Source organism: Brevundimonas sp. (assembly GCF_046299595.1).
Classification (GTDB): Bacteria; Pseudomonadota; Alphaproteobacteria; order Caulobacterales; family Caulobacteraceae; genus Brevundimonas.
The window spans coordinates 517,592-542,608 of sequence record NZ_JBKBHQ010000001.1 but is presented as its reverse complement, the minus strand read 5'-3'; the positions used below and the strand labels follow the sequence as shown (position 1 = coordinate 542,608).

At 68.9% G+C, this 25,017-nt stretch carries 24 protein-coding genes; 13 read left to right on the top strand and 11 right to left on the bottom strand.

Going from position 1 to position 25,017, the window contains the following annotated elements:
• Nucleotides 1-122 precede the first annotated feature (122 nt).
• From ACK4E3_RS02650 to ACK4E3_RS02640, 3 genes are all read right to left on the bottom strand, one after another.
• Nucleotides 123-3,077: a TonB-dependent receptor domain-containing protein gene (locus ACK4E3_RS02650; protein ID WP_409695959.1), complete on the bottom strand. Its 2,955-nt coding sequence runs from the start codon at nt 3,075-3,077 to the stop codon at nt 123-125.
• 83 nt (nt 3,078-3,160) lie between these two features.
• Entirely contained in the window at nt 3,161-4,153 is a 993-nt protein-coding gene (locus ACK4E3_RS02645; RefSeq protein ID WP_409695956.1) for a FecR family protein, read from the bottom strand.
• A 7-nt stretch (nt 4,154-4,160) separates the two neighbouring features.
• A complete protein-coding gene (locus ACK4E3_RS02640; RefSeq protein ID WP_409695953.1) occupies nt 4,161-4,649 on the bottom strand; it encodes an RNA polymerase sigma factor in 489 nt (162 codons plus the stop codon).
• A 412-nt stretch (nt 4,650-5,061) separates the two neighbouring features.
• On the opposite strand from ACK4E3_RS02640, the gene ACK4E3_RS02635 reads away from it, so the two are divergent.
• Nucleotides 5,062-5,355 carry a response regulator transcription factor gene (locus ACK4E3_RS02635; protein WP_409701031.1) on the top strand — a complete coding sequence of 98 codons (294 nt, stop codon included), beginning with the start codon at nt 5,062-5,064 and terminating at the stop codon, nt 5,353-5,355.
• A 108-nt stretch (nt 5,356-5,463) separates the two neighbouring features.
• Here ACK4E3_RS02635 and ACK4E3_RS02630 read toward each other — a convergent pair whose 3' ends face one another.
• The 6 genes from ACK4E3_RS02630 to ACK4E3_RS02605 all read right to left on the bottom strand — a co-directional run bounded on the left by ACK4E3_RS02630 (nt 5,464) and on the right by ACK4E3_RS02605 (nt 10,210).
• Entirely contained in the window at nt 5,464-5,880 is a 417-nt protein-coding gene (locus tag ACK4E3_RS02630; RefSeq protein WP_409695950.1) for a copper resistance protein CopC, read from the bottom strand.
• 11 nt (nt 5,881-5,891) lie between these two features.
• Nucleotides 5,892-6,560 (bottom strand): copper resistance protein B, encoded by a 669-nt coding sequence (locus ACK4E3_RS02625; RefSeq protein WP_409695947.1) that lies wholly within the window; start codon nt 6,558-6,560, stop codon nt 5,892-5,894.
• Between the two features lie 482 nt (nt 6,561-7,042).
• Nucleotides 7,043-8,818, bottom strand: coding sequence for a copper resistance system multicopper oxidase (locus ACK4E3_RS02620; protein ID WP_409695944.1), 1,776 nt, complete (start codon nt 8,816-8,818; stop codon nt 7,043-7,045).
• 78 nt (nt 8,819-8,896) lie between these two features.
• Entirely contained in the window at nt 8,897-9,457 is a 561-nt protein-coding gene (locus ACK4E3_RS02615; RefSeq protein WP_409695941.1) for an RNA polymerase sigma factor, read from the bottom strand.
• A gap of 7 nt (nt 9,458-9,464) precedes the next feature.
• Nucleotides 9,465-9,902, bottom strand: a complete 438-nt coding sequence (locus tag ACK4E3_RS02610; RefSeq protein ID WP_409695938.1) for a Spy/CpxP family protein refolding chaperone — start codon at nt 9,900-9,902, stop codon at nt 9,465-9,467.
• On the bottom strand, nt 9,899-10,210 hold the full coding sequence (locus tag ACK4E3_RS02605) for a hypothetical protein (protein ID WP_409695935.1): 312 nt from the start codon (nt 10,208-10,210) through the stop codon (nt 9,899-9,901). The genes ACK4E3_RS02610 and ACK4E3_RS02605 overlap by 4 nt, the downstream gene beginning before the upstream one ends.
• 84 nt (nt 10,211-10,294) lie before the next feature.
• Between ACK4E3_RS02605 and ACK4E3_RS02600 the strand changes: the two genes are divergently transcribed.
• The gene (locus ACK4E3_RS02600; protein WP_409695932.1) at nt 10,295-10,774 is read left to right on the top strand and encodes a nuclear transport factor 2 family protein; all 480 of its coding nucleotides are present in this window, start codon (nt 10,295-10,297) and stop codon (nt 10,772-10,774) included.
• 6 nt (nt 10,775-10,780) lie between these two features.
• Here the strand turns inward: ACK4E3_RS02600 and copD are convergent, their stop codons facing one another.
• Nucleotides 10,781-11,686, bottom strand: a complete 906-nt coding sequence (gene copD, locus ACK4E3_RS02595; protein WP_409695929.1) for a copper homeostasis membrane protein CopD — start codon at nt 11,684-11,686, stop codon at nt 10,781-10,783.
• Nucleotides 11,687-11,690: 4 nt separating this feature from the next.
• On the bottom strand, nt 11,691-12,044 hold the full coding sequence (gene copC / locus ACK4E3_RS02590; protein WP_409695926.1) for a copper homeostasis periplasmic binding protein CopC: 354 nt from the start codon (nt 12,042-12,044) through the stop codon (nt 11,691-11,693).
• 221 nt (nt 12,045-12,265) lie between these two features.
• Between copC and ACK4E3_RS02585 the strand changes: the two genes are divergently transcribed.
• The 11 genes from ACK4E3_RS02585 to ACK4E3_RS02535 all read left to right on the top strand — a co-directional run bounded on the left by ACK4E3_RS02585 (nt 12,266) and on the right by ACK4E3_RS02535 (nt 24,940).
• Nucleotides 12,266-12,622 (top strand): hypothetical protein, encoded by a 357-nt coding sequence (locus tag ACK4E3_RS02585; RefSeq protein ID WP_409695923.1) that lies wholly within the window; start codon nt 12,266-12,268, stop codon nt 12,620-12,622.
• Nucleotides 12,623-12,680: 58 nt separating this feature from the next.
• Complete coding sequence (locus ACK4E3_RS02580) at nt 12,681-13,925, top strand: TolC family protein (protein ID WP_409695920.1); 1,245 nt, start codon at nt 12,681-12,683, stop codon at nt 13,923-13,925.
• A complete protein-coding gene (locus tag ACK4E3_RS02575) occupies nt 13,925-15,115 on the top strand; it encodes an efflux RND transporter periplasmic adaptor subunit (RefSeq protein ID WP_409695918.1) in 1,191 nt (396 codons plus the stop codon). Before ACK4E3_RS02580 ends, ACK4E3_RS02575 begins: the two co-directional genes overlap by 1 nt.
• 14 nt (nt 15,116-15,129) lie before the next feature.
• Complete coding sequence (locus ACK4E3_RS02570) at nt 15,130-18,348, top strand: efflux RND transporter permease subunit (RefSeq protein WP_409695915.1); 3,219 nt, start codon at nt 15,130-15,132, stop codon at nt 18,346-18,348.
• A gap of 35 nt (nt 18,349-18,383) precedes the next feature.
• Nucleotides 18,384-18,950: a cation transporter gene (locus ACK4E3_RS02565; RefSeq protein ID WP_409695912.1), complete on the top strand. Its 567-nt coding sequence runs from the start codon at nt 18,384-18,386 to the stop codon at nt 18,948-18,950.
• 40 nt (nt 18,951-18,990) lie between these two features.
• Entirely contained in the window at nt 18,991-19,215 is a 225-nt protein-coding gene (locus ACK4E3_RS02560) for a hypothetical protein (RefSeq protein ID WP_409695909.1), read from the top strand.
• Between the two features lie 29 nt (nt 19,216-19,244).
• Nucleotides 19,245-21,800, top strand: a complete 2,556-nt coding sequence (locus tag ACK4E3_RS02555; RefSeq protein WP_409695906.1) for a heavy metal translocating P-type ATPase — start codon at nt 19,245-19,247, stop codon at nt 21,798-21,800.
• A 57-nt stretch (nt 21,801-21,857) separates the two neighbouring features.
• On the top strand, nt 21,858-22,289 hold the full coding sequence (locus tag ACK4E3_RS02550; protein ID WP_409695903.1) for a DUF305 domain-containing protein: 432 nt from the start codon (nt 21,858-21,860) through the stop codon (nt 22,287-22,289).
• Between the two features lie 391 nt (nt 22,290-22,680).
• Complete coding sequence (locus tag ACK4E3_RS02545) at nt 22,681-23,094, top strand: helix-turn-helix transcriptional regulator (RefSeq protein ID WP_409695900.1); 414 nt, start codon at nt 22,681-22,683, stop codon at nt 23,092-23,094.
• Entirely contained in the window at nt 23,091-24,410 is a 1,320-nt protein-coding gene (locus ACK4E3_RS02540) for a type II toxin-antitoxin system HipA family toxin (protein ID WP_409695897.1), read from the top strand. The genes ACK4E3_RS02545 and ACK4E3_RS02540 overlap by 4 nt, the downstream gene beginning before the upstream one ends.
• A complete protein-coding gene (locus ACK4E3_RS02535) occupies nt 24,407-24,940 on the top strand; it encodes a gamma-glutamylcyclotransferase family protein (RefSeq protein ID WP_409695894.1) in 534 nt (177 codons plus the stop codon). The genes ACK4E3_RS02540 and ACK4E3_RS02535 overlap by 4 nt, the downstream gene beginning before the upstream one ends.
• Nucleotides 24,941-25,017: the final 77 nt, after the last annotated feature.

Below are 25,017 nucleotides of genomic sequence, written 5' to 3'. Positions count from 1 at the left end.
CCCCCCCCCCCTCCCGCCCCCCTCCTCCCTCCCCCCCCCCCCCCCCCCCCCCCCCCCCCCCCCCCCCCCCCCGCGACCAGGAGCGCGCCGAGCGCGATCCAATGTGTTTGGCGCATGATGGCCTACCAGCGCTTGACCAGCTGGAGCGACACCTGGCGGCCGAGCACATGCGTATTGGCCGCGTCGTAGCCGATGCCCTGGGGCGAGTCATAGAAGGGCGGGTCCCGGTTCAGGAGGTTCAGGGCGTTCAGGGTCAGCGACAGGCCCCGGGCATAGCCGTTGTCCGCATCGAAGTCGTAGCGGACCTGGCCGTCGAACGTCGTCCAGCTTCCGATCTCGCGGCCGCCGACGGGGTCGCGGCCGCCGCTGACGAAGTTGACGCCCAAGCCCAGGCTCAGCCCGTCGCGGGTCCAGTGGCCCCCGGCGCGACCGCGCCAGCGGGCCGGGAAGTGCGGCTGGCCGAGAAGATCGACCGCCGGGGCCGCGACGGTGATCTGCCGGTCGTTCTCCAGCAGATGGGTGACGGCCAAGTCGAGCATAGCCCGCCCCGCGACGGCGTCGAAGGCGTATCGGGCCGCGACGTCGACGCCCTCGATCTCCACGATCGCGGCATTGACGAAGCGCGAGTCGATCACCGCGCCATAGGCTTCGGCCGGGAAGATGCCGGGCAGGAAGTTCCCCGGTTCGTCCAGCAGGGACTGGACCAGCGCCCGATCGGCGGCGTTCGTCGCCGGACTGACGCGGGTGACGAAGGGCGCCAGGGACGGGTCCGTGAGCTCAGCACCCACACTCTCCGACACGGGCCGGGAGATACGGTCGCGGAACGATGTGCGGAACCAGCCTCCTTCCAGGCGGAGGCCGGGCGCGGCGGCGGGGGTCCAGACGAACCCGGCGGTGATGGATTGGGCCGTCTCCGGGCGCAGGTCCGGGTTGCCGCCATACTGGACGATGGCGATGACGTCGGTCACCCCATCGTTCCGAATGACCGGACCCAGCTGATAGGGGTTGGTGAGCTCCGGCAGGGACGGGGCGCGGAAGGATTCCCCGTAGCTGGCGCGCAGCAGCAGTTCCGAGGAGGGCGCATAGAGGACGCCGACCTTCGGATTGGTGGTGGAGCCGATGTGCTCATAGTGTTCCGTCCGCCCCGCCAGCGAAAGCTCCAGCCGCTCGATACCGGGACGGGCATTGGCCGGACCCACGAGGGGGACGCGCAGTTCGGCGAAGGCGGCGGACACGTCCCGTTCGCTTTCGCGCGGGCCGCCGGTCGGCGCGGTCCCGAAGAAGAAATTGCGGTTGTCGGTTCGGAACGCCTCGCGCCGGAAGTCCGCGCCGAGCGCCAGACGCAGGGGGCCGCCGGGCAGCTCGAACAGGCTGCGGTCCGCCTTGAAATTGACCGTGGCCACCGTGCTGACGCCGCGGCTCGTGCCGTAGCCCGAACCGATGAAGGCGAGGATTTCGGGGCTATTGGCGGCGGGGTCCCCGTAGGGATTGAAGAAGCCGTGGACGGCGGTGCTGAACGGCGTGTTCGGATCGTCGGGGATCGCGCCCAGCGCTTCGGCCACATAGGTCTGCTGTGCGCGGTTGGTCGCCTCGCGGGTGTTCGTCTCGCGGCCGCCGCTGGCGTAGAGGCTGAGGTTCCAGCCGCCCAGCGCGCCTTCCAGGCCGACGGCGCCGCCCCAGCTGCGCGAGCGTCCGGTGTCCAGGCCGGGACCGAGGTCGTTGATGAAGGAATAGGCGATCTCGTGGAACGGCAGGCCGTCCGGCGAGGCGAAATAGGGATTGTCGTCGGTCACGAACAGGACGCCGATGTCGGCGAAGGACCGCAGGACATGGTCCCGTTGGGTCAGCCGGAGGTCGGCATCCAGGGTGAACCCGCCACCAAGCTCCTGCCTCAGAGCCGCGAACACGCTGTGGCGCTTCTGGTGCGGCAGGCTCCAGCGGCCCTCGTGCTGGTTCGTGCGGTTGACCACGCCCGGCAGGAAGTCGCCGGGGGTCAGGCCGACTCCGTCCTGGCCCGGCGGGATGGCAAACTCGGGCGTGAAGGCACCCGTGGTGGGGTCGAAGAACATGATGTTGCCGGGCGCGGCGTAGGTTTCGCGCCAGTCCGAGCCGCCCAGCGGTCGAAGGTCGGCGTTGGCCGTCGCGCGTCGGTCCGCCGCCAGAAGCTCGCCCCGGTCGTAGTATTCATAGGACATCACGAGATTGCCGCTGGACCAGTTGAGGCCGCCCAGCTGGGAGAACAGGAACTCCCGCGCGCCGCCGTCCGTGGTCCCGCCCGCGCGCACCCGCGTCTCGAACCCCTCGTAGTCGCGCTTGAGGATGATGTTGACCACGCCGCCGACGGCGTCCGCGCCGTAGAGGGCCGACGCCCCGTCGAGCAGCACGTCGACCCGGTGGATCGCGGAGGTGGGCAGGTTCGAGACGTCGGCGAAGTCGCCCGTCGTGCCGGTCCCGGTGATGCGGCGGCCGTTGACCAGGACCAGGGTGGCGTCCGCGCCCAGCCCGCGCAGATTGACGCCCGTCGCATACTGGGCGTTTCGGAAGGAGCGATCCGCTGCGTTCCCGGCCGATCCCTCGTAGGCCGCGCCCGTGAAGTTCTGCGGCAGGTCGGCGAGAACCTCGGCCACCGTCGCCCGACCGCGCCGGTCCACGTCGTCCCGGGTCACGATCACCACGGGAGACGGGCTCGACGCCCCGCGAAGGTGGGAGCCCGTCACCACCACCTCCTCCAGTTCCGTGACGTGGCCGTCCGGGGCCACGGCGGCGTTCGCGGGATCGTAAAGGACGAAGACGCCCGGGCGGGTGCGCCTGAACGCCAGGCCGGAATCGCGCAGGAGCGTGGTCAGAGCGGCTTCGGCGGCGTGCTCGCCCGAAAGCCCCGGCGACCGGCGCCCGACGGTGAGCGCCGCCGAGTAGAGAATCTGCTGACCGCTCTGCCGGGCGAAGGCGGTCAGGGCCTGATCGAGCGGTCCGGGCGCGACGTCATAGCGGCGAACGTCTTGGGCGGGTTGAGCGATGGCTGCGGGCGCAGCCAGCAGCAGGGCGGCGAGTGCGGTCGAGCCGAGCAGATTGGACATATGTCTCCCCCATTGTTTGGTGGTCCCGCTTGGGTGCGGGACGGGGAAGAGACGAAGGAGGAGGCGGGTCCCCCTAAGTCGGCCTACGAATTATTTTCCGGCGCCGCATCGACCGGGCGCAGGAACGTCGTTCCGTCCCCCGCGCGATGGGCGCGCAGCGGGTAGAGCACGGTTACAGCGGAGATGAAGGCGTCCACGTCGCCTGCATTGAAGGCACCGCTCACACGGATGTCGCCGTAGTCTTCTCCTTCGAGCCTGATCTTGGCCGTCGTATAACGGTTCATCTCCGCGATCGCGTTGCGCAACGGCAGGGCCTCGAACACGAGGCGGCCCGTGATCCAACTGGTCGCGGCGTCCACGTCGGCCTGCGCCACGATCGGCGACGGCGATGATGTGACGATCTGTTCGCCCGGTGAGAGCGACCACGTCGCCTCGGATCGCCGTGTGTCGCGGACATCCACCTGGCCTTCGAGCAGGATCACGCGGGCGCCCCGGGCGAGGCGCCGCACGTCGAACCGCGTGCCGATGGCGGTGACCTCCACCTCGCCGGCCGTCACCACGAACGGACGGTTGTCCGGGGCGACATCGAACAGCGCCTGTCCCGAAAGAAGGGCGATCGCACGTCTATCGTCCGTCAGCCGGATCTCGACACGGGACGCGGTGTCGAGGATGACGCTTGAGCCATCGGTTAGCTCGATCGTTCGGCGCTCGCCTACGTCCGTCCTGTAGGTGGTCGGCTGGCTGGCGAACCACATCATGCCCAGGACGAGGGCGGCGAGCGCGCCCGCTCCGGCGCCGGCGAGGCGCAACGCTCCCTTGAGGCCTCTGCGCGGGCTCCGCGCGGTCCTCGACAGGGTTTCGCGGGTGAGCGCGGCGACGGCGGGGTCCACGGCCATGGTCTCGGCGGCGTCCCACAGCGCCTCCATGCGCTCGAAAGCGGCGGCGTTCGCCGGCGTGCGCCGCCAAGCGCTGAAGGCGCGCACGTCGTCAGCGGAGACCTTTCGCTGGCTGAGCTTGGCGAACCAGGACGCCGCTTCGCGGCGGCGGATTTCGTGATCGGCGTCGACCGTCATCATGCCCTGCCTAAGCGTCGAGTTGCGACGCGCAGAATTCAAGCGCCTTCGACATTCGCCACTCAACCGTCTTGATGCTCACTCCAAGTCTCGCGGCGATCTCACCATGTGTCATACCGCTAAACCGGCTCATGACGAAGACGTCACGATAGAGCACGGGCATGGACGCAAGCATCTGCCGGAACGCGAGCACGTCGAGCTGGGGCGCGCCGGTCGCGGGAGCGGCGGGCGGCAGCTGCGCGATCCGGTCGCGCAAGGCGTTGCGGCGATGCTGGTCGCGGACAAGGTTCAGCGCGATCTTCAGGATGAGCGACTTCGGGTGGCGTATGTCCGCGTGCCGATAGGGGGCCAGGCGCAGATAGGTCTCCTGGACGACGTCCGCCGCATCCTCCGCGCGCAAGTGCGCACGGAGTCGGCGGTCCAGCCAGCCCGAATAGAGCCGATAGAGCCTGTTCAGCCCCTCGGACGCATCCGGTTCCAAAGGCTTCGTGTCAGTCACACGTCTCTCCGGCCAAAGCCAAGAGACGGGAATCCGCAACGCGGCCGCGCACCGCCCAGCCTCGACGGCGAGAACGGTCACGGAGGACAGCGACGACCAAGCATCAGCGGGCGTCGATGAGTTGAGTTCGCAAAGGGGATTCCACGCCCCTATCGGCGCATGCGCCGACAGGGCCAGCATGAATCATTCCGAATCCGGGCGCAAGGGAAGGGGTCGGGCGTTGGAATCCCCTGCGATAGGGGCCCGCTGCTTCGGCTCGGAGCGCCGCCTCCGCAGAACGGACCCTGGCTCCAGCTCGTCGCCTATCTCACGGCGCCCGACCCTTGTGGGCATAGGGGGCTAACGCTGGCGGATCAAGGCGAGCCAAACCGCAAGAAGTTTGCGGCCTGCCCGCAAGACGCCTGCGTTGGCGATGCTCGGTGTGCGGAATAATTCTAGGACGAATCAACCGGGAGGACGCATGGTCCACCGTGCCCATTCATACCGCCAACGTCCCGATGCGGCCCTGAGCCCGCGCGAATCCGAATGCCTCGTCTGGGTTGCTCGGGGAAAGAGCTCGACCGACATCGGCACGATCCTTGGTCTATCTCCGCGCACCGTTGACAGCTACCTGGAGAAGGCGTGCGCAAAGCTCCGCGTCCGCACGCGCGTGGAAGCCGTCGCCGTTGCGGTTCGGGACGGGATCATTGATGCGGGGTCGGAGTAACGAACGGCCGAAAGGCCATGGTATTTCCGGCGCGTGTTGGTTGAGCGGAGGGAAGCCGTCCTCACGCGACCGGACCGTCGCCGTCCTTCACGGTGACGGCCGCCGCTTCTAGTGCACCATGAAGCGCACGGCGCCGGTCATCCGGTGGCCGTCATCGCCTTCGGCCGCCCAGGTCAGGGTGTAGTCGCCCGCAGCCAGCTGGGGGAGCCGCGCCGTCACCCGCGTCGTGGCCGCCGAGGCGGCGACGGGCACGTTCATCGGATCACCGCCGTCTGCGGCCACGCTGACCGACGTCAGCCGCATGGGATGCTCAAACGTCGCGGTGAACCACGCCGGGGAGCCGTGGGTCATCTCCCCGTCGGCCGGGCTGGTCACCACGTCATGCGCCTGATGGGCGTCCGATCCGTGCTGCGCACCGTGGACCTGGTGGTCCTGGTGATCCTGATGGCCGTCGTTGGCGTGCTGCGTGGCCGCGGGCGTGGCGGCGAACAGCACGGCGGCGGTCGCGAGCGCTATCTTCATCATCATCCTTCTCCTCAAAACCAGGCCTTGACGCCGACCACCCACCGCACGGCTTCGGGATCGTCGCCCCGCGCACGGGCCAGGTCGGCGGTGCGGCCGAGGTGGCGGCTCCATTCCACCCCCACATAGGGCGCGAACTCGCGCACGAACTCGTAGCGCAGGCGAAGTCCGGCCTCGACATGGGTGAGCCCCGATCCCAGCCCGCGCTCCGGGACATCCGAGGCCGAAGCCTCGACCTCAAGGCGAGGCTGGAGGACCAGCCGCTGGGTGATGCGCAGGTCGTATTCGGCCTCGACCCGGGCGGCCAGGTCGCCCCTGGTCGACAGGAAGGCCGCCGCGTCCACCTCCCACCAGTAGGGCGCGAGCCCCTGGACGCCGAGGACCAGATGGGTCGTGTCCGGGCCATCGCCGAAGTCCTGACGCACACCGGCTTGGACGTCCCAGAAGGGCCTGACGGCGCGGCTGTAGAGCGCCTGGACCTCGCCGCTCGCCGAGCCGTGGAAATCCCCGCCGCCTTCGGACTTCCACCAGAACCGGTGAATGTCGCCGCCGTGCCAGCCGCCCATGTCCCAGAGCCAACCTTCAGCGCCGTCGCCCGACCACGCCTCCAGACGGTCGATGACGACCGCCGTGGTGGTCATGGCGCCGGTTTCCGCGCGCAGCATCGCGCGCGCGTCGGCCATCGTCCCGGCGCCCCAGATCGCATCCGCGGCATGCGCCGGACCGCCGAGGGCGGCGGGAGGTGGCGGCGGTTGGGGCGGACGGCCGGGATCGTCGGCGCTGGTCGGGATGTTCGGCGGGCCGGACGCCGCCGGGGCGCCATGACCGGCGTGGGGGTCCGCCATGGCGTGACCCGCATGAGGATCGGGCGGCGCGCCGTGACCCGCGTGATCCTGGTCCGCGGAGCCGGCGGGCGCGGGGGCCGGCATGACATGGCCGGCGTGCGGATCGGCTGTGTCCGCCGGGGCCTGCGCGTCCTCGGCTGTCGCCGGCGGTGACTCGGCGTGATGATGGGCGTGCGGATCGGCCTCGGTTGTGGGGCGGCTCTCTGCGGGTGGGGGCGGCGCGGGCGGATGCGCGGGCGCGGGATGGTGGCCGCGATGATCCTGCGCCTGGGCCGCGCCGGCGGCGAGGAGGAGGGGCGCGAGGCAGACGACAAGGCGGTTCACGAGGCGTCTCCGTCGAGCGGGCGCACCGTGACCACGTTGAACATTCCCGCGTGCATGTGCATCAGCATGTGGCAGTGGAAGGCCCAGTCGCCGGGCGCATCGGCGGTCAGGTCGAAGGTCAGCTTGGAGCCGGGCGCGACGTTCACCGTGTGCTTGAGCGGCTGGTGGCCCGCCGGGCCGCCGGTCACCAGTTCGAAGAAGTGGCCGTGCAGGTGGATGGGGTGGGCCATCATTGTGTCGTTGACCAGGGTCACCCTCACCCGCTCGTCGCGCTCGAAGCGGATCGGCTCGACGATCTCGGAGAAACGCCGCCCGTCGAACCCCCACATGAACCGCTCCATGTTGCCGGTCAGGTGGATCTCCAGCGCGCGGGAGGGGGGGCGCTGGTCCTTGTTGGGCGCAAGCGAGACCAGGTCGGTATAGACCAGCACCCGGTGGGGGACGTCTTCCAGCCCCATGGGGCGCTCGCTCAGGCGGTTGACCGGGGCCGGCGCGATCATGTCGACGCCGACACCGACCGCCATGCCTTCGGGGGCGTTGTCGGGATCGCGCATGCTGTGGCCCATGCTTCCATGACCGGACGGCGCGGCCTCTCCGTGGCCCATGGCGGAATGATCCATCCCTCCGTGGCCCATGGCCGAGTGGTCCATTCCGCCCATGCCCATGTCGCGCATGGTCAGGGTCGGGACCTCGCGCAGCGGCGGGACCTCCCCTGACATGCCTAGGCGCGGCGCGAGCGTGGCGCGGCCCAGGCCGGAACGATCCACCGACTCCGCCACGATGGTGTAGGCGCGATCCCCGGCGGGGCGGACGATCACATCATAGGTCTCGGCAACCGAGATCTGGAACTCGTCGGTCTCCACCGGCCGCACGTTCTCGCCGTCGGCGTTGACCACGGTCATGGCCAGGCCCGGGATGCGGACGTTGAAGATGGACATGGCCGAGGCGTTGATGATCCGAAGGCGCACCCGCTCGCCCGGCCGAAACAGGCCCGTCCAGTTCTCGTCGGGGCCGTGGCCGTTGACCAGATAGGTGTAGGTCGCGCCGTTGACGTCGGCGATGTCGCGCGGGTCCATGCGCATGGACCCCCACATCAGCCGGTCGGACAGCCCCATGCCGTCCTCGCCCGAGATCAGGCCGGACAGGGTGGTGCGCGACTGGTTGAAGTAGCCGGGGCTTTTCTTCAGCTTGTCGAGGATGACGTGGGGGTGGAGGAAGCTCCAGTCCGACAGGACCAGGACATGCTCGCGGTCGTAGGCGACCGGGTCCGTCTCCGCCGGGTCGATGATCAGCGGGCCGTAGTGGCCCATCGCCTCCTGCAAGTTGGAGTGCGAGTGATACCAGAAGGTGCCCGCCTGGATGATCGGGAACTCGTAGAGGAAGGTCTCGCCCGGACGGATGCCCGGAAAGCTGATCCCCGGCACGCCGTCCATGTGGAAGGGCAGCAGCAGGCCGTGCCAGTGGATCGACGTGTCCTCGTCCAGGGTGTTGGTCACCCAGAGCCGGACATTCTGGCCTTCGCGCAGTCGGATCAGGGGCGCGGGAAGCGTGCCGTTGACGGTGATGGCGTGGCCGGTTCGCCCGCCCACGGTGAAGGGGGAATGGCCGACGCTCAGCCGGACGTCCGGGCCGTTCAGCACGCCGGATTGAGACGGCAGCCCTTGGGAGCCGGTGGCGGCCCAGGCCGGCAGTAGGCCCTGCGCCGCCAGCAGCCCCGCGCCGCCGGCCATGCCGCGCAGCAGCGCACGGCGGTCGGTGTTCACTCTGTTCATGTGTCGATCTTGAAGCTCGGGTTTCGTCAGCCTTACGCCCCGGCCGCGCCGATCCCTCGCGACCGCTGGTCGCAGCCGTCAGGAGGCGCGGGGCGCCATCCGGTCCATCAGGGCCTTGCGGGCGCGGGCGATGCGCAACTCCACGGCCTTCGGCGTCAGGCCCATGATCCGGCCGATCTCGGCGTGCGACCGTCCCTCCAGCGCCGCCAGCAGCAGCGGCGCGCGCTGACCGTCCGGGAGGGCGCGCAGGGCGGCCTCCAGGCGTTCCACCTGTCGACGATCGTCCGCCCGCGCCTCCGCCCCGGGCGTCGGGTCGCCCACGGATCGGGCCTCGGGCGCGTCCAGCCCCATCGCCCCGCGCACGATGCGCCGCACCCGGCGCCGGCGGCCCCAGTCGCGGCACTTGTTGAGCGCGATCGTGCGCAACCACGCGCCGAACGGGCGGGCCGGATCATACCGGGCGATCGCCAGCCAGGCCGCGGCGTAGGTCTCCTGGGCCAGGTCGAGCGCTTCGTCGGCGTCGCCGACATGGCGGGCGATGAAGCGATGCAGATCGGCCTTGGTCGCCGCCATCAGGCGCGAGAAGGCGGCCCGGTCGCCGCGAACGGCCCGGGTTTCGTCGCTGTCGCCCGGTCCCACGCGCAAGTCAGTCTGCGTCGGCGCGCAGGGTCTCGACCACCACGCGGTCGAAGACCTCGACCTGGTCGGGCGCCAGCACGGCCCGCATCTCGAACACATGGGCGATGGTGGCCAGTTGCAGGTCGCCCATGGCCATGTGGAAATGCTCCACGGCGGCCCGGACCTCGGGCGTGTCCCCCCGGCTCTCGCCGATGGCGGCGGAGAGCTCGCGGTTCGCCTGGCGAAGCTCCGCCTCCAGGCGTCGGCGCTCGACGGCGAAGTCGGCCTCGACCTCGTCCAGCCGGCGGTCCTGCTCCGGGGTCAGGTTCAGCCGCTGGTGGATGACCGCGTGCAGGTCGGCCGGCGCTTTGGAGCGCGCGGACCACTGCATGACGCCCCAGGCCGCCGCGGCGCCCACCACCGCGGAAAGGACGACCGTGACGAGCGTGGACCGCCAGCCGCTCATCCGAGGACCCCCCGGATGTCCAGGGGCGTGGCGGCCATGTGCGGGCTGAAGATCGAGAGCTCGCCGCGCGGCGCCTCGAAACGCGGCGTCGTAACCCCGCCGGCCAGCCCGCCGACCAGGGCGGCGAGGCCAAGGGCCGCTGCCCGCAGCCGTCGCTCGCGGCGGCGGGTCTCGACCCGGCCGACGCGACGCCAGACGCCGTCCTCCAGACCATCGAGCCCGGCGGGCGTCGGCGGGACCGCGCGCGCCAGAAGGCTGTCCAGTTCCATCATGGCGAAGGTCTCCGTTTCGTCCGCATCAATACGCACCGCCGTCGCCGCCCCCTCGCGAGGGTTTCGTCCCTTTCTGCCGTATATCGCGCATAGTCCCTGTCATCCGCCAAGGAGCCTGCAATGAAGCGTCTGTTGTTCGCGGCGATCCTCGCCGTCGCCGCGCCCGGCGCAATGGCCCATGACGGGGCTCGGGCCGCCGCGAACACCCAGGGGGATGGCGAAGCCGCCCGGCCCGCCGTCGCGGCCGTGGAGGCCTTCCACGCGGCTCTGGGCTCGGGCGACGCCGAGGCGGCGCTCGCCCTCCTGGCCCCGGACGTGATGGTGCTGGAAGAAGGTGGCGCCGAGCGCTCGCGGGAGGAATACGCCGGCCATCACCTGCCCGCCGACATGGCCTTCGCCGCCGCGACCGAGACCGTGACGACGCACAGGGCCGCCTGGATCGAGGGCGACCTCGCCTGGGTGCTGACCGAGGGGCGCGTCACCCGCCGGTTCAGCGACCGGCCCGTCGATCGCCTGACCGCCGAGACGATGATTCTCCAGCGCCACGCCGACGGCTGGCGTATCCGGCATATCCATTGGTCGTCCCGCGCGGCGAACTGATCGTCGTCACATGGCGACGGGGGGCATTTGCACCCCCATGGCCGCGACCAGGCCCAGCAGAATGGCGCCCGCCAGGAACTCCAGGCCGACGCTGACGCGCAGGCCCGCCGTGGCCGCGCCCGGGTCGTCGCCGACCGTCAGGGCGCGGCGCAGCGCGGGCGTGAGCCTGAACCGGTTGTGGGCGGCGAACCCGAGCATGACCAGGAAGACGCCGAGCTTGACCATGAGAAGCACGCCCCAGCTCGAAGCCGGGAGAACCGCAAGGCCGTCGGCGCCCGCCAGGAAGACCGCATTGACCAGGCCGGTCACGACCAGGGCGGACACCGCCGCCGTCCCGATCATGGCGAAGTCCGCGAGCGCACGCGCCGCCGTCTCGATCCCGGCGGCCTGCGAACGTCCAAGCAGCACCAGGAAACCGGGGAGGGCGCCCAGCCACACCGCCGCCGCGAGGGCGTGGACGATGTCCGAGGCCAGGTGAACCATCCCGCCCGCGCCCTCGGTCGCCGCGCCATGGCCGCTCCAGGCGAAACTGGCGACGGCGCCCGTGAGCGCGACGGTGGCGGCGACGCGCGCCCAGCGGCGCGTTCGGCCCGCCAGCAGCAGGGCGGCGCCCGCGAGCGCCAGGCCCGCCCGCGTGAGGTTGGCCGCGCCCAGGCCGGTGGATTGCGCCACATAGCCGAGGGCCGCCGGATCGAACGCCGCCCCCCATCCTCCGGCCATCATCGCCGTCTGCGCCACGACCCCGGCGAGGGCCGTCAAGGCGAGCAGCAGGCCGGCGACGGCGGCGATGGACGAAAGGCGCGCAACGCCTGACGCGCCGCGCCCATAGGCCTGGAACAGGAGCAGCCCCAGGGCCGCGGCCGCCGCCGCATACTGCATCCAGCGCAGACCGATGACAGCCGCCTCGATCATGGCGTCAGCGAACGGTGAAGCTGTATGATCCGGTCATCCGGTGACCGTCCGCCGCCGCGATGGCCCAGCGCACCTGATAGACGCCGGGGGCCAACGGGCCGGCGGCGTCGGCGATGAGCGTCCTGCCGTCCCCCGAAACGCTCTGGCGCACGGCCACCGGGCGGCCCTCGCCATCCTCAAGCTCGATGCTGGAGAAGGGAGCGGCGAATCGCTCGCTGAAGGTCAGGCGGATCGTGCTGGGCGCCGACACGGTGGAGTCGGCGGCGGGGGTTGCGGACACCAGGCGGGCATGCGCGAACGCCGGCGAAGCCGCGACCACGGCCGCGGCGGCGGCCAGGATGGGGACGAAACGGACCATGGGGCCTCCTTGGACTGACCTGTGTTACGCGCGTCGGCGCGGCTCCCCTCGCTGACGCCATGCCTGCCGCAGGGTTCCTTTCGAGCCTGTCCGCCTGTTGAGGTGGTTGATCTTTGGGGTTTCGATAAGTCCTTGATCGACGGGCCAAAGTATTCGTGGGTCGCCCAGCTGTAAACTTATAACGCATTGCACGACGATCGCGCGCAGACTATGTGGCGGACATGGTTGCAAGGAGACAGCCGCTGGCGCCGCTCTACGCCGTGATCGCCCTGTTGATCGCGGTGTTCGTGGCCCCGTCGGTCGACGCTGCCGTCTGCGCTATCGAGGCCCCCGTCGCTGCGGCCCATATGGCGGACGATCATGCGACCCAGGATGAAAACGGCGACGATGACGCGGGCGAGCGTGGCGGCAGTCATGGGCTTTGCTCGCACGGCCATTGTCACCACGGCGGCTTCGGGCGCATCGATTCCAATCCCGAGCCTGTCACCATAGTTGTGACAGGGGCGAGAGCGCCCCTGGTCGATGACAGCCTGGTCTCCTACGCTTCCGAAGGTTTGAAGCGCCCTCCAAGGGGCTGACTGCGAGATCGCGCCGTCGCGGGCGCACTTGCTTGTTCAGACCCTTGGATGATGACTCATGCCTGCTTCCCATCGCCGGCGGCCGTCTTTGACGGCCAGTTGCGCCGCCTTGCTGGCGGCCTTTTCCAGCCCTGCCTGGGCTGACCCCGCTCCTTCCTACTTCGAACTGCTCGCCCGACTTGACCAATCCCCGGCGGCCGTGGAGGCCGGCGCGCTGGTCGAGGCAGCCGATGCGCGTGTCCGCCAAGCAGGTGTGCGCCCCAATCCCACGGTCTCTCTGGATGTCGAGAACGCCTTCGGTTCGGGACCCTTTTCAGGGTTCAGCAACGCCGAGAGCACCTTTGCCGTCACGCAAGACCTTGAACTCTGGGGGCGCCGTCAAGCCCGAGTCGATGTCGCCCGCGCGGAAGCCGGCACAGCCGTGCTCCTCCGCGACCTTGCCGTGATCGACGCCGCCGGGCGCCTGGCGCTCGCCTACGCCGAAGCGGAAGCGGCGCAACGCCGTGCCGAACTGGCGGAAGAAGGGCTCGACCTCGCACTCGCGGACGCCCGCGCGGCGCTGACGCTCGTGGAGGCGGGGCGTGAGCCCTTGTTCCGTGGCATACAGGGCGAAGCCGAAGTGGCCGCCGCGCGCGCGACATATGATGAAGCGATCGCCGAACGAGACGCCGCATTCGCTCGACTGACCGCCGTGGCGATGCTGGCGGCGCCGGTCACCGAGATCACCATCAGCCTGCTGGACCTGGAACCGCGTTCAATCCCATCTGGGGATGTCGCGCCGACCGTGCGCGTAGCCGAGGCTGAGCGGCAGGCGGCAGAGCGTCGTGTCGGCGTTGAGCGCGCCAGAACGCGTCCCGACGTCAGTGTGAGCGTCGGCTTCCGCCGCTACGAAGTTGAGGACGCCACCGCGCTGACCTTCGGCATAAGCATGCCGCTGCCCTTCTTCGATCGGAACCGAGGAAACGTCGATGCGGCGCAGGCTGAGGTCCGGGCAGCCGATGCGCGCTTGGTCAGCGCGCGCCAGGATGCGCAGGCGGACCGTGCCGCCGCCGAGGCGCGCCTTGCGTCGTCGGCAAGTCGCGTCCGGGCCGCTGATGCCGGCGTATCCGCCGCTGAAGAAGCCTACCGATTGGCCCGTCTTGGCTTCGACGCAGGTCGGATTTCCCAACTGGAGCTCCGGGCGACTCGAACCGCCCTCATCAGCGCCCGATCCACCGCCATCGACGCGCGCCTGGCGCGTGTTCGCGCCGAGATCGACCTCGCACGTCTAGAGGGCCGCCTGCCCTTCCAAGGAGCCCAATGATGCGCAAGCCCACAGTGAACAAGTCCGTGTTGATCGCGGGAGCCGCCGCTGTCGTGCTGATCGGCAGCGCGGGCGTCTTCCTCGCCCTGAATCCTTCTCCACCTCGGGAGACGCAGAGCCAGCCGGGACAGGAGGCCGACGGTCACGATGACCACGGCGATGAGGCCGAGGGCGTCGAGCGTGAAGGCTTTGTGGCCCTGACCGCCCAGCAGATCGAAGCCGCAGGCATTCAAATAGTGGCCATAGGGGGTGGCGGCGGTGGCGAAACCCGGTTGTCCGGACGGGTCGAGTCCATGGTCGATTCCCGCGCGACGGTGGCCGCCGTCGTCGGCGGCCGGGTCGAGCGGGTCCTGGTGGCGCCGGGCCAGTCCGTTCGCGCCGGCCAGCCGCTGGTCAGCCTGGTCAGCGGCGACGCCGCCACCCTAAGGGCCGAAGCCGACGCGGCGCAGGCCGCCTACATCGCGGCGGAACAGGCCCACGGCCGCGATGAGGAATTGGCCGACCTGGGCGTGGTAGCCCGGCGCGAGGCCGAGGTGTCGCACGCGGAGGCTCTGAGCGCACAGGCGGCCGCTGGCGCCGCGCGCGCTCGGGCCGCCGCCGCCGGGGCGCCCAGCGCTTCGGGTCGGCTCAGCGTCACGAGCCCGATCTCCGGTGTGGTCACTTCGGTCCAGGTCGGCCCGGGCGGCTTCGTGCCTCAGGGCGGCGTGGTCGCCGAGGTCACCAACCCTGCGCGAGTGGAACTGGTGTTCAACGCGCCTCCGACCCTGGCCGCCAGCGTCCGCGTGGGCGCGTCACTGCGGGTCGTCGGCCCGTCAGGCGAGTTCGACGCCGTGGTCACGGGCGTGGCCGCCGGAGCCGGCGGCGAGAGCGGAGCCACCGTTATCCGTGCTCGGCCCTCAGGCGGCGGCCTGCCTCCGGCGGGTTCCGCTGTCTCCGGCGCCATCGTCACCGGCGAGATGCCAGGCGGCCTCACCGTGCCGACGGAAGCCATCCAGACGGTCGAAGGCGCCACCGTGGTCTTCGTCCAGGTCACGGGGGGCTTCCAGGCCACGCCCGTCCTTGTCGGGCGGCAGGCGGGCGGGCGCACCGAAATCCTGCGCGGTCTGAATGGCGGCGAGCGCGTCGCCGGAACCGGAGCCTTCCTGCTCAAGGCCGAACTGGCCAAGGGCGAAGCCGAGCACGGGCACTGAGGGAATCCGGGACCATGTTCAAACTCATCATCGAGGCGTCCGTCCGCTTCCGCTGGACCGTCGTCCTCGTCACCGCCCTGGTCGCCGCTGTCGGTCTCTATAACCTGACGCAACTGCCCATCGACGCCGTGCCGGACATCACCAACCGGCAGGTGCAGGTCACCACGGTCGCTCCGGCGCTCGCGCCAGAGCAGATCGAACGGCAGGTGACCTATCCGATCGAGACCGCCATGGCCGGCATCCCCGGCCTGACCTCGACCCGGTCTTTGAGCCGCAACGGCTTCAGCCAGGTGACGGTCATCTTCACCGACCGCACCGACATCTACTTCGCCCGCCAGCAGGTGGCCGAACGGCTGGCTGCCGCGCGCGAAACCATGCCCGAAGGCGTAGAGCCCGCAATGGCCCCGATCACCACGGGTCTCGGCGAAGTGCTGATGTGGACGGTCGATTATGTGCCGTTCAACAGTGACAACCTCTCCCGACAGGGTCAGCCGGGCTGGCAGGCAGGCGGCGCCTATCTGACGCCCGAAGGCGAACTGCTGACCACCCCGGAAGCGCGGGCCACCTATCTGCGCACCGTCCAGGACTGGATTATCGCGCCCCAGATGCGCACTGCGTTGGGGCTTGCGGGCGTGGATACGGTGGGCGGCTATGTGAAGGAATACGCCGTCCGTCCCGACCCGTCGCGACTGTCGGCCTATGGATTGAGTCTGGGTGATCTGATCCAGGCGCTCGACCGAGCCAACACCCAGGCCGGCGCGGGGTATGTTCAGCGTTCGGGAGAGGCGTTGACGGTTCGCACCGACGCCCTGGCCTCGACCATCGAGGACCTGGCCCAGGCGCCCGTGGTCAATCGCGGCGGTCTGGTGGTGCGCGTCGCAGACGTGGCCACGGTGGAAATCGGCCAAGCCCCGCGCATGGGCGGCGCCACCCGCGACGGTCATGAGGCGGTGTTGGGCACGGCCCTGATGATCGCCGGTGGCAACAGCCGCACGGTGGCGCAGGCGGCCGGCGAACGGCTGGAGCAGATCAGGCCGACCCTGCCGCCGGGGATCGAGGCGGTGACGGTGCTGGACCGCAGCGCCCTGGTGAACGCCACCATCAAGACGGTGGCAACCAACCTCACCGAAGGCGCCCTGCTGGTGATCGCGGTGCTGTTCCTGCTGCTCGGCAACATCCGTGCGGCGGCGATCACGGCCCTGATGATCCCCATCAGCTTCCTGTTCGCGGTCATCGGCATGAACCGGTTCGGCATCAGCGGCAATCTGATGAGCCTGGGCGCGCTCGACTTCGGCCTGCTGGTCGATGGCGCGGTCATCGTCATCGAGAGCACCCTTCTGATGCTGTCCCAGAAGCGGGTGGAATTGGGACGGGCGCTGTCGCGTATCGAGCGGCTTCAGGTCGCGGCCGCCGCAGCGAGGAAGATGGTCCGCCCGGCCGCATTCGGCCAACTGATCATCCTGCTAGTGTTCACCCCGCTGCTGCTATTGGAAGGAGTCGAGGGCAAGACCTTCATCCCCATGGCCGCGACGGTGATGCTGGCGCTCGCTGGCGCTTTCATCTTCTCCTTCACCTTCGTGCCCGCCATGGCGGCGCTGCTTGTGCGTGAGCCGAAGACGATCCACCTGGATACGGAAGGCCGCGCGCTGGAGCACGAAACCCGCATCATCCGCTGGGTGCGTCAGCGGGTGGAGCCGATCATCCGGCGCGCCGTCGCCCGGCCGCGCACGGTGATGGCCTCGGCGGTCGCGGCGCTGCTAGTCGGCCTGCTCGCCTTCTCCACCCTGGGGCGCGAGTTCGTTCCCACACTGGACGAGGGCGACATCGCCATGCAGGCGCTGAGGGTGCCTTCGGCCTCGCTGGAGCAATCGCTGGCGATGCAAATGGCGCTGGAACGGGCCATCACGGAACAGCCCGAGGTGGAGACCATGTTCTCGCGCACCGGCACGGCGGAGGCGGCGGTGGACCCCATGCCGCCCAATATCTCCGACGCCGTCATCGTGCTGAAGGACCGGCGCGACTGGCCCGATCCGAATCTCTCCAAGGAAGCCCTGATCGAGCGCATCGAAGGCTTGGCTGCCCTCCAGATCGGCAATGCCTTCGAGTTCAGTCAGCCGATCGAGTTGCGCTTCAACGAGCTGATCTCGGGCGTCCGGACCGATCTCGCCGTCATGGTCTATGGTGACGACTTCGCGCAGCTGAACCAGGTCGCCGACCAGGTGGCCAATGCACTTCGTCAGACCGAGGGCGCCGCCGATGTGCGGGTGGAGCAGACCTCCGGCCTGCCGACCCTGACCATCAGTGTCGACCGCTTCGCCGCCGCCAACTACGGCCTCGCGGCGGCCGATGTCTCCGAGGCGGTTTCGGCCGCCATCGGCGGAGCAGAAGCCGGCCAGGTGTTCGAGGGCGATCGCCGCTTCGACGTGGTGGTGCGCCTGCCTGCCGCCATGCGCGACGACCCGGCCGCGCTGGCGGCCCTGCCGATCGTGTCGCCCACGGGCGTCTCCGTGCCCCTGTCCTCGGTCGCCCGCATCCAGGTCTCCGAAGGCCCCAACCAGATAAGCCGCAACGACGGTAGCCGCCGCGTGGTCGTTCAGGCCAATGTGCGCGGGCGCGATCTGGGCGGCTTCGTCGCGGAGGCGCAGGATCGCGTCGAGTCCATCGCCCTGCCGACGGGAGTGCGGCTCGATTGGGGCGGGCAGTTCGAGAACCTGCAACGGGCCGAGCAGCGCCTGGGGCTGGTGGTGCCCCTGGTTTTCCTCATGATCGGGGCTTTGCTGTTCATGGCGCTCGGCTCCTTTAAGGAAGCCGGACTGGTGTTCGCCTGCGTTCCGCTCGCCTTGGTAGGCGGGGCACTGTCGCTGTTCCTCAGGGGGATACCCTTCTCGGTGTCGGCGGCGGTGGGCTTCATCGCCGTCTCGGGCGTCGCGACGTTGAACGGCCTAGTGCTGATGCAGTCCATTCGCGAACGGCTGGACGGCGGCCTGCCGCCGCATGAGGCGGCGATCCAGGGCGCCGCCAGTCGTCTCCGCGCGGTGCTGACCACGGCCTTGGTGGCCATCGTCGGCTTCATCCCCATGGCCCTGGCCCACGGAGCGGGCGCGGAGGTGCAAAAGCCGCTCGCCACCGTGGTCATCGGCGGCTTGATGACCGCGACAGCCCTGACCCTGCTGGTCGTTCCCACCTTTGCCGCGCGGGTCATGCGGCCCCGCGTCCGGGAGGAGGGGCTGTGAGCGGGTCACACGCATCGCCGCGAATCCAGAAGCGTATGCTTCTGATCGTCCTCGCCCTCAACGCACTGCTGTTCGCGATGCTCGGAATCGGCGGCCTCGCCGCCGATTCCAGCGCCCTGATCGCCAACGCGCTGGACAACGCCTCGGACGCGGCAGTCTATCTCATCAGCTTCCTCGCGGTCGGGCGCGCCCTGGCCTGGAAGCAGGGGGCCGCCCGTTTCTCCGGCGTCATGCTTCTGATCTTCGCCGCCGGCGTGCTGATCGACGCCGGGCGGCGCTGGTGGTTCGGCACGGAGCCCATCGGCTGGACCATGATGGGCCTGGCGGTCGTGGCGGCGGTGATCAACCTCGTCTGCTTCGAACTCATCCGCCGTCAACACAGCGAGGACGTGAACATGAAGGCGGCCGAGACCTTCAGCTTCAACGACTTCGCCGCCAACGGCGGCATCCTGGTCGCCGGCGCCCTGGTCTTGTGGCTGGATCAGGCTTGGCCCGACCTGTTGGTCGGCGTCATGGTCGCCGCCATCGCGCTGAAGGGCGGCGTCCAGATTCTGCGGGACGCCCGAAAGTCCAGACTGACCAAGGAAGGAGAGGTCAAATGACCGCTCGACTCCCTCGCCCCGCGCCTTCCTGGAGGACGCCATGGCCATGAAGAAAATCCGACCCGCGACCATCATCGCCGCCGTCATCGCCGTCCTTTCCCTTCTGCTCGGCCTGACCACGCGCGCATTGTGGGAGGAATGGCGGCACCACAAGCGGGGCCACGCGGCGCCTGCGGCGACATCCTCGCCGCAGGAAACCTCGTCCCTGCCGGAGGCCCCGGACCTTCAGCCCGATCTCGCGGGCGGGCCGTCCGGTCCCGCCTGACACGCCTATCGCCGACCTGGAGCCGCACCATGTCCAAGACCACGAAACTGGACCTCCCGATCCTCCTGCCGGGCGCGCCCGACGCCTCGGACGCCTGCGTCGGGCGGCTGATCGCGACCCTGCGCAGCGAACCGGGCGTGGCCGTGGCCCATATCGTCGAGGGCGAGACGCCGCCGCGGCTCTGCATCCACTATGACCCGGACCAGCTCACCCTCGCCCAGGTGCGCAAGCGCGCCCGACAGGCCGGCGCCGAGATCAGCGGACGCTACGGCCATCTGGCCGGATGGCTGGACGGGGTCCGGCACGCCCGGCACGCGCGCACCATCGAGGCCGCCCTGGCGGACTATCCGGGCGTCGTGGAAGCGGTCGTCGACGCTTCCGGCGCCGTGCGCCTGGAGTTCGACCGCGAACACATAGATCGGGCGGGTATTGATCGGCTGCTCGCCGGGCACGACCTGGGTTTCTCGGACACGCCTTCCGAGCCGACGCCGGGACGATCCGAGGAGGGTCACGGCGAGAGCGGCGCCCACGACCACGCCCACGACCACGCCCATGACCACGGCGAGGGCCGCGACCATGCTCATGGGCCGGATGACGGGCACGGCCACACCCACGGCGGCTTCCTCGGCCCCAACACCGAACTGATCTTCGCCCTGGCGAGCGGCGCCGCCCTGATCATCGGTTTCGCCCTGGAGAAGCTGGTCGCGGGCCTGACGGGCTGGATTCCGCTCGCCCTTTATCTGACCGCCTACGGCTTCGGCGGCTTCTTCACCGTGCGCGAGGCGATCGAGAACCTGCGCCGCAGGCGCTTCGAGATCGACACCCTGATGCTGGTGGCCGCCGCCGGCGCGGCCGCGCTGGGCGCCTGGGCCGAGGGCGCGCTGCTGCTGTTCCTGTTCAGCCTCGGCCATGCGCTGGAGCACTACGCCATGGGCCGCGCCAAGCGCGCCATCGAGGCCCTGGCCGAACTGGCGCCGCGCACCGCCCATGTCCGCCGTGAAGGCCAGGTGGTCGAACTGCCGGTCGAGGCCCTTGAGGTCGGCGACATCGTGATCGTGCGGCCCAATGAACGCCTGCCGGCTGACGGCTTCGTCGTCGCCGGTTCGACCAGCATCAACCAGGCTCCGGTCACCGGCGAGAGCATGCCGGTCGACAAAGAGCCTGTCGCCGATCCTGCGGAGGCGCGCACCCGGCCGGCTTCGGTCGGATCAGCCTCCGTCGTCTTCGCCGGCACCATCAACGGCTCCGGGGCCATCGAGATCGAGACCACGCGCAGGTCCAGCGACACGACCCTGGCCAAGGTGGTGCGCATGGTCAGCGAAGCCGAGACCCGCAAATCCCCGACCCAGCGGTTCACCGAGCGGTTCGAGCGCATCTTCGTGCCGCTGGTCCTGGCGCTCGCCTTCGTCCTGTTGTTCGCCTGGGTGGTGGTGGACGAGCCGTTCCGCGACAGCTTCTATCGCGCCATGGCCGTGCTGGTGGCCGCCAGTCCTTGCGCCCTAGCCATCGCCACCCCGAGCGCGGTTCTGTCCGGCGTGGCCCGGGCCGCTCGCGCGGGCGTCCTGATCAAGGGCGGCGCGCCGCTGGAGAACCTGGGCTCGCTCGACGCCATCGCCTTCGACAAGACAGGCACCCTGACCGAGGGTCGTCCCCGCATCGTCGACGCGGTCGCCGTGGGTGGCGTCGCAGGGGCCGAACTCCTTACGGTCGCCGTCGCGGTGGAGCGGCTCAGCGATCACCCCCTGGCGGCCGCCATCGCCCGCGATGGGGCCGAACGGCTCGGCGGCGTCCACATCCCGCAAGCGACTGGTCTGCAAAGCCACACCGGCAAGGGCGTCACCGCCGAGTTCGGCGGCGAAACCATCTGGATCGGCAAGCCCGACATGTTCGGCGCGGATGGTCTCGCCCCGCTCAGGGGCGAGACGGACATCGTGGTGGCGCGGCTGCGCGACCAGGGCCGCACCCTGATGGTGGTGCGCAAGGGCGAACGCGACCTGGGCGTCATCGGCCTGCTCGACACGCCGAGGGCGGCGGCCGGACCCGCGCTCGATGCGCTGCGCGCGCTCGGCGTCAAGCGCATGATCATGATCTCCGGCGACCACCAGAAGGCGGCCGAGGCGATCGCCGGCCAGGTCGGCCTGACCGAAGCCTGGGGCGATCTCATGCCCGAGGACAAGGTCGAAGCCATCAAGGCGATGCGTGACGAGGGCAAGGTCGCCATGGTCGGGGATGGGGTGAATGACGCCCCGGCCATGGCCACGGCGACCGTGGCTGTCTCCATGGGTGCGGCCGGTTCCGACGTCGCCCTGGAGACGGCGGACGTGGCGCTGATGGCCGACGACCTCTCGCAGTTGCCCTTCACCGTTGGCCTGAGCCGCCACACGCGGCGCATCATCTTGCAGAACCTGTTCGTCAGCCTCGGCATCGTGGCGTTCCTGGTCCCGGCCACCATCCTCGGCCTCGGCATCGGACCGGCGGTCGCCCTGCACGAGGGGTCCACCCTGATCGTGGTCATCAACGCCCTCAGGCTCCTGGGATACCGTGAGCCCAAACGCATCCTGAATCGCCGAAAGGCCGAAGACTGACGCCCTTGCGACGTGGAGGCGTTCAGGCCTCCGCCCGCGCCTCATGGAGATGACGCCGTGAAGAAGATTGGATGGATTTCAGCGATCGCGGTGTTGATCGCCCTCGCGCTCGGCGTGTTCGCCTTCAACTACGGGGAGAGGATGAAGCCCCGCTCGCCCGAGTCGGCCGCCTCCTCAACCGGGAGCGTTCCGGCCCGGGACCTGCACGAGGGCCACGACGACAGCCCCCAGGACGCGCCCTCGACCCGGGCCTACCGCGCCGCCAACGAGCGCATGCACCGGGACATGGACATCGCCTTCTCCGGGGATTCGGACGTGGACTTCATGCGCGGCATGATCGCCCACCACGAGGGCGCCGTGGCCATGGCTCGCATCGCCCTGGAGCATGGCGAAGACCCCGAGGTCCGCAGCCTAGCCCAGGACATCATCCGCGCCCAGGAAGTGGAGATCCGACGAATGAGGATATGGCTGGCGCGCCGGGACCGTTGAGCAAGGGGACCAGGCCATTGCTGAAGGTCCGCGAATCCGCGCAGAAAGACCGTTGATCTTGGCGTGGAGCTGGCGGCGGTCGCCGCTCTTGAAGTTCTGGAATTCTCGCCGCAAGATGATTGCGGAACATTGACGACATCCCGCAAGTTGATGGCGTATTCCGCAATATATCAGAGCGCCGGTCGGTGGATCATAAGGTGTCAAAAGTCCCCGAATTCACGCGAATTTGATAACCGATATTTTCCTCAGTAGATTCAATACTTAAGAATTTTGACGGTGCTTTAGACGGTGTTTTTGCCAACAAGTCAAAAAAATCGTGTTGAAACAACACGATGTCAGTCAGAGCACCATCGAGTGGGAGTGAGGGGCGGGTCTTTATCCTTAGAAGCGCGTGAATGCCTTCAAGATCAGGGTGTCCGATCACAGTGATTTCCCGTTCGGGAATATTTCGCGGCCGGGACAGCGAGGAGGAGCAAGCTTTCCCGAACGGGAAATTCTGATAGACATTTTTCTGAAATCCATGATACTTTCCCGTTCGGTAAATATCATGGCCAGACGCAACCTTACTACTGCCGAGATCGGCGACATCGTCCGAACCACCCGCAAGGCCGCTGGCCTGCGACAGGACGAGCTTGCGGGTGCAGCGGGCGTCGGCCTGCGCTTCATCGTCGATCTGGAGGCCGGCAAGCCGACCGCGCAAATCGGCAAGACGCTTCAGGTCCTGTCTGCGCTCGGATGTTCGCTTGATATCACGCCGCCCCCCGACACCAAAGGAGCGCGGCCAAAGGGTCCTCAGAAGGCATGACGCGCACCCTCGATATCTGGTGGGACGGGCGCCTGGTGGGCCAGTTGACGCAGGATCAGCATGGTGAACTCGGCTTCGCCTATGCGCCGCCCTGGCTCGACGATGAGGCGGCGCAGCCCTTGTCCGCTTCGCTGCCCAAGCGGGCGGAACCGTTCACTCGCCGCGAGTGCCGCCCGTTCTTCGGTGGCCTCCTGCCGGAGGAAGGTCAGCGCGACGCCGCGGCTCAGGCACTCGGCGTGTCGCGCGCCAATGATTTCGCCCTTCTTGATCGCCTCGGAGGCGATGTCGCTGGCGCGCTGCAACTTCTGCCGCCCGGCGAACTACCGGCCACTCTTGCCCCCGATCAACGGCCAACGCGGCTTGACGAGGCAGGCCTGATCCGGGTGCTGGATGCGCTGCCTGTCCGCCCGCTGCTCGCGGGCCAGGAAGGATTGCGCCTTTCGCTCGCCGGCGCACAATCGAAGGTGCCGGTGGTGCTGGTGGATGGGGCGGTGGCGTTGCCTGCGCCGGGCCAGCCGACGACGCATATTCTCAAGCCCCCGATATCGCGCTTCGCGGCTACGACCGAGAACGAGGCGTTCGTCATGCGCCTTGCCGCCGCCATCGGTCTCGATGTCGCGCCGGCAGAAGCGCGCACCGTTCAGGATCGAACGTTTCTGCTGGTCCAGCGCTATGACCGCACCATCGGCGATGATGGCATTGTGCGCCGGATCCATCAGGAGGATTTCTGCCAGGCGCTCGGCGTGCCACCGGAGACCAAATATGCCAGCGAAGGCGGCCCAACCTTCAAGGATTGCTTCGCGCTGCTCCGCCGTGTCGCCGCAAGGCCTGCTGTCGACGTGCTGAAGCTTCTCGACGCGGTGATCTTCAATGTGATTGCCGGGAACGCCGACGCACACGGCAAGAATTTTTCGATCCTCTATGACGCCGAAGGCCCACGCCTCGCCCCGCTGTATGACCTGCTGGCGACCGTTGCTTATCCCGATCTCTCGCCGAAATTCGCCATGAAGGTCGGGAAACGCGCCACGCTCGCCGAACTGGACGCGAAGGGGTGGGCAGCGTTCGCGGCGGACGCGGGTATCGGCTTGCCGCTGATACGCAGGCGGGTCGCGGAGATCAGCAATGGCGTGATTGCGCGAACAGGCGAGGTTGCCGCCGAGTTGGTGCGCCCCGGCTTCGATCCTGTGGCGATCGAAAGTCTCGCCGCGATGGTCCACGAACGAGCGGAGCGCTGCGTTCTGACAGTGGTGGAACCCGCCCGCTCGGCCAGCCAACTGCGCGATGGAGCGAATGTCGAAGGGAGCAATGGCCAATGACGTTTCTCTACTTCGCTTATGGCTCCAACATGTTGCCGGCTCGACTGCTTGGCCGCTGCCCGTCGGCGAAGGTCGTCCGGACGGGAGTTGCACGCGCCTGGAGTCTCGCGTTTTCGAAGGCGAGTAAGGACGGTTCAGGAAAGGCGACCCTGGTTACCGCCCCGAACTCCGCCGTGCCCGGGGTCATTTTCGAGATTGATCTGGCCGAAAGAGAGCAGTTGGACCGGCACGAGGGAGCAGGCTCTGGTTACCGCCGCGACGACACTTTCGCTGTCGAGGGAAGCGCCGTTCCGGCGAGCAGCTATATTGGTACCTCGTTGGACCACACATTACGGCCTTTCGATTGGTACCTCGCGACCGTCATTGCCGGCGCCGAATATCATGGGCTGGACAAAGCTCATGTCGCCGTTTTGAGGGACACGCGCTTCGTCGAGGATGCAGAACTGGATCGAAGGACCCGCGTTGAAGCCATCGAGGCCATGCGGGAGCATGGCATTGAGGATTACCAAAGCTTGCTCTCAAGCGCCTGACAACCGCGAGTCTGCCTCGTCACATTGGCACTTCTGACGGGTAGATTCCGCCTGATCACCTCATGCGCGGCGGTGAC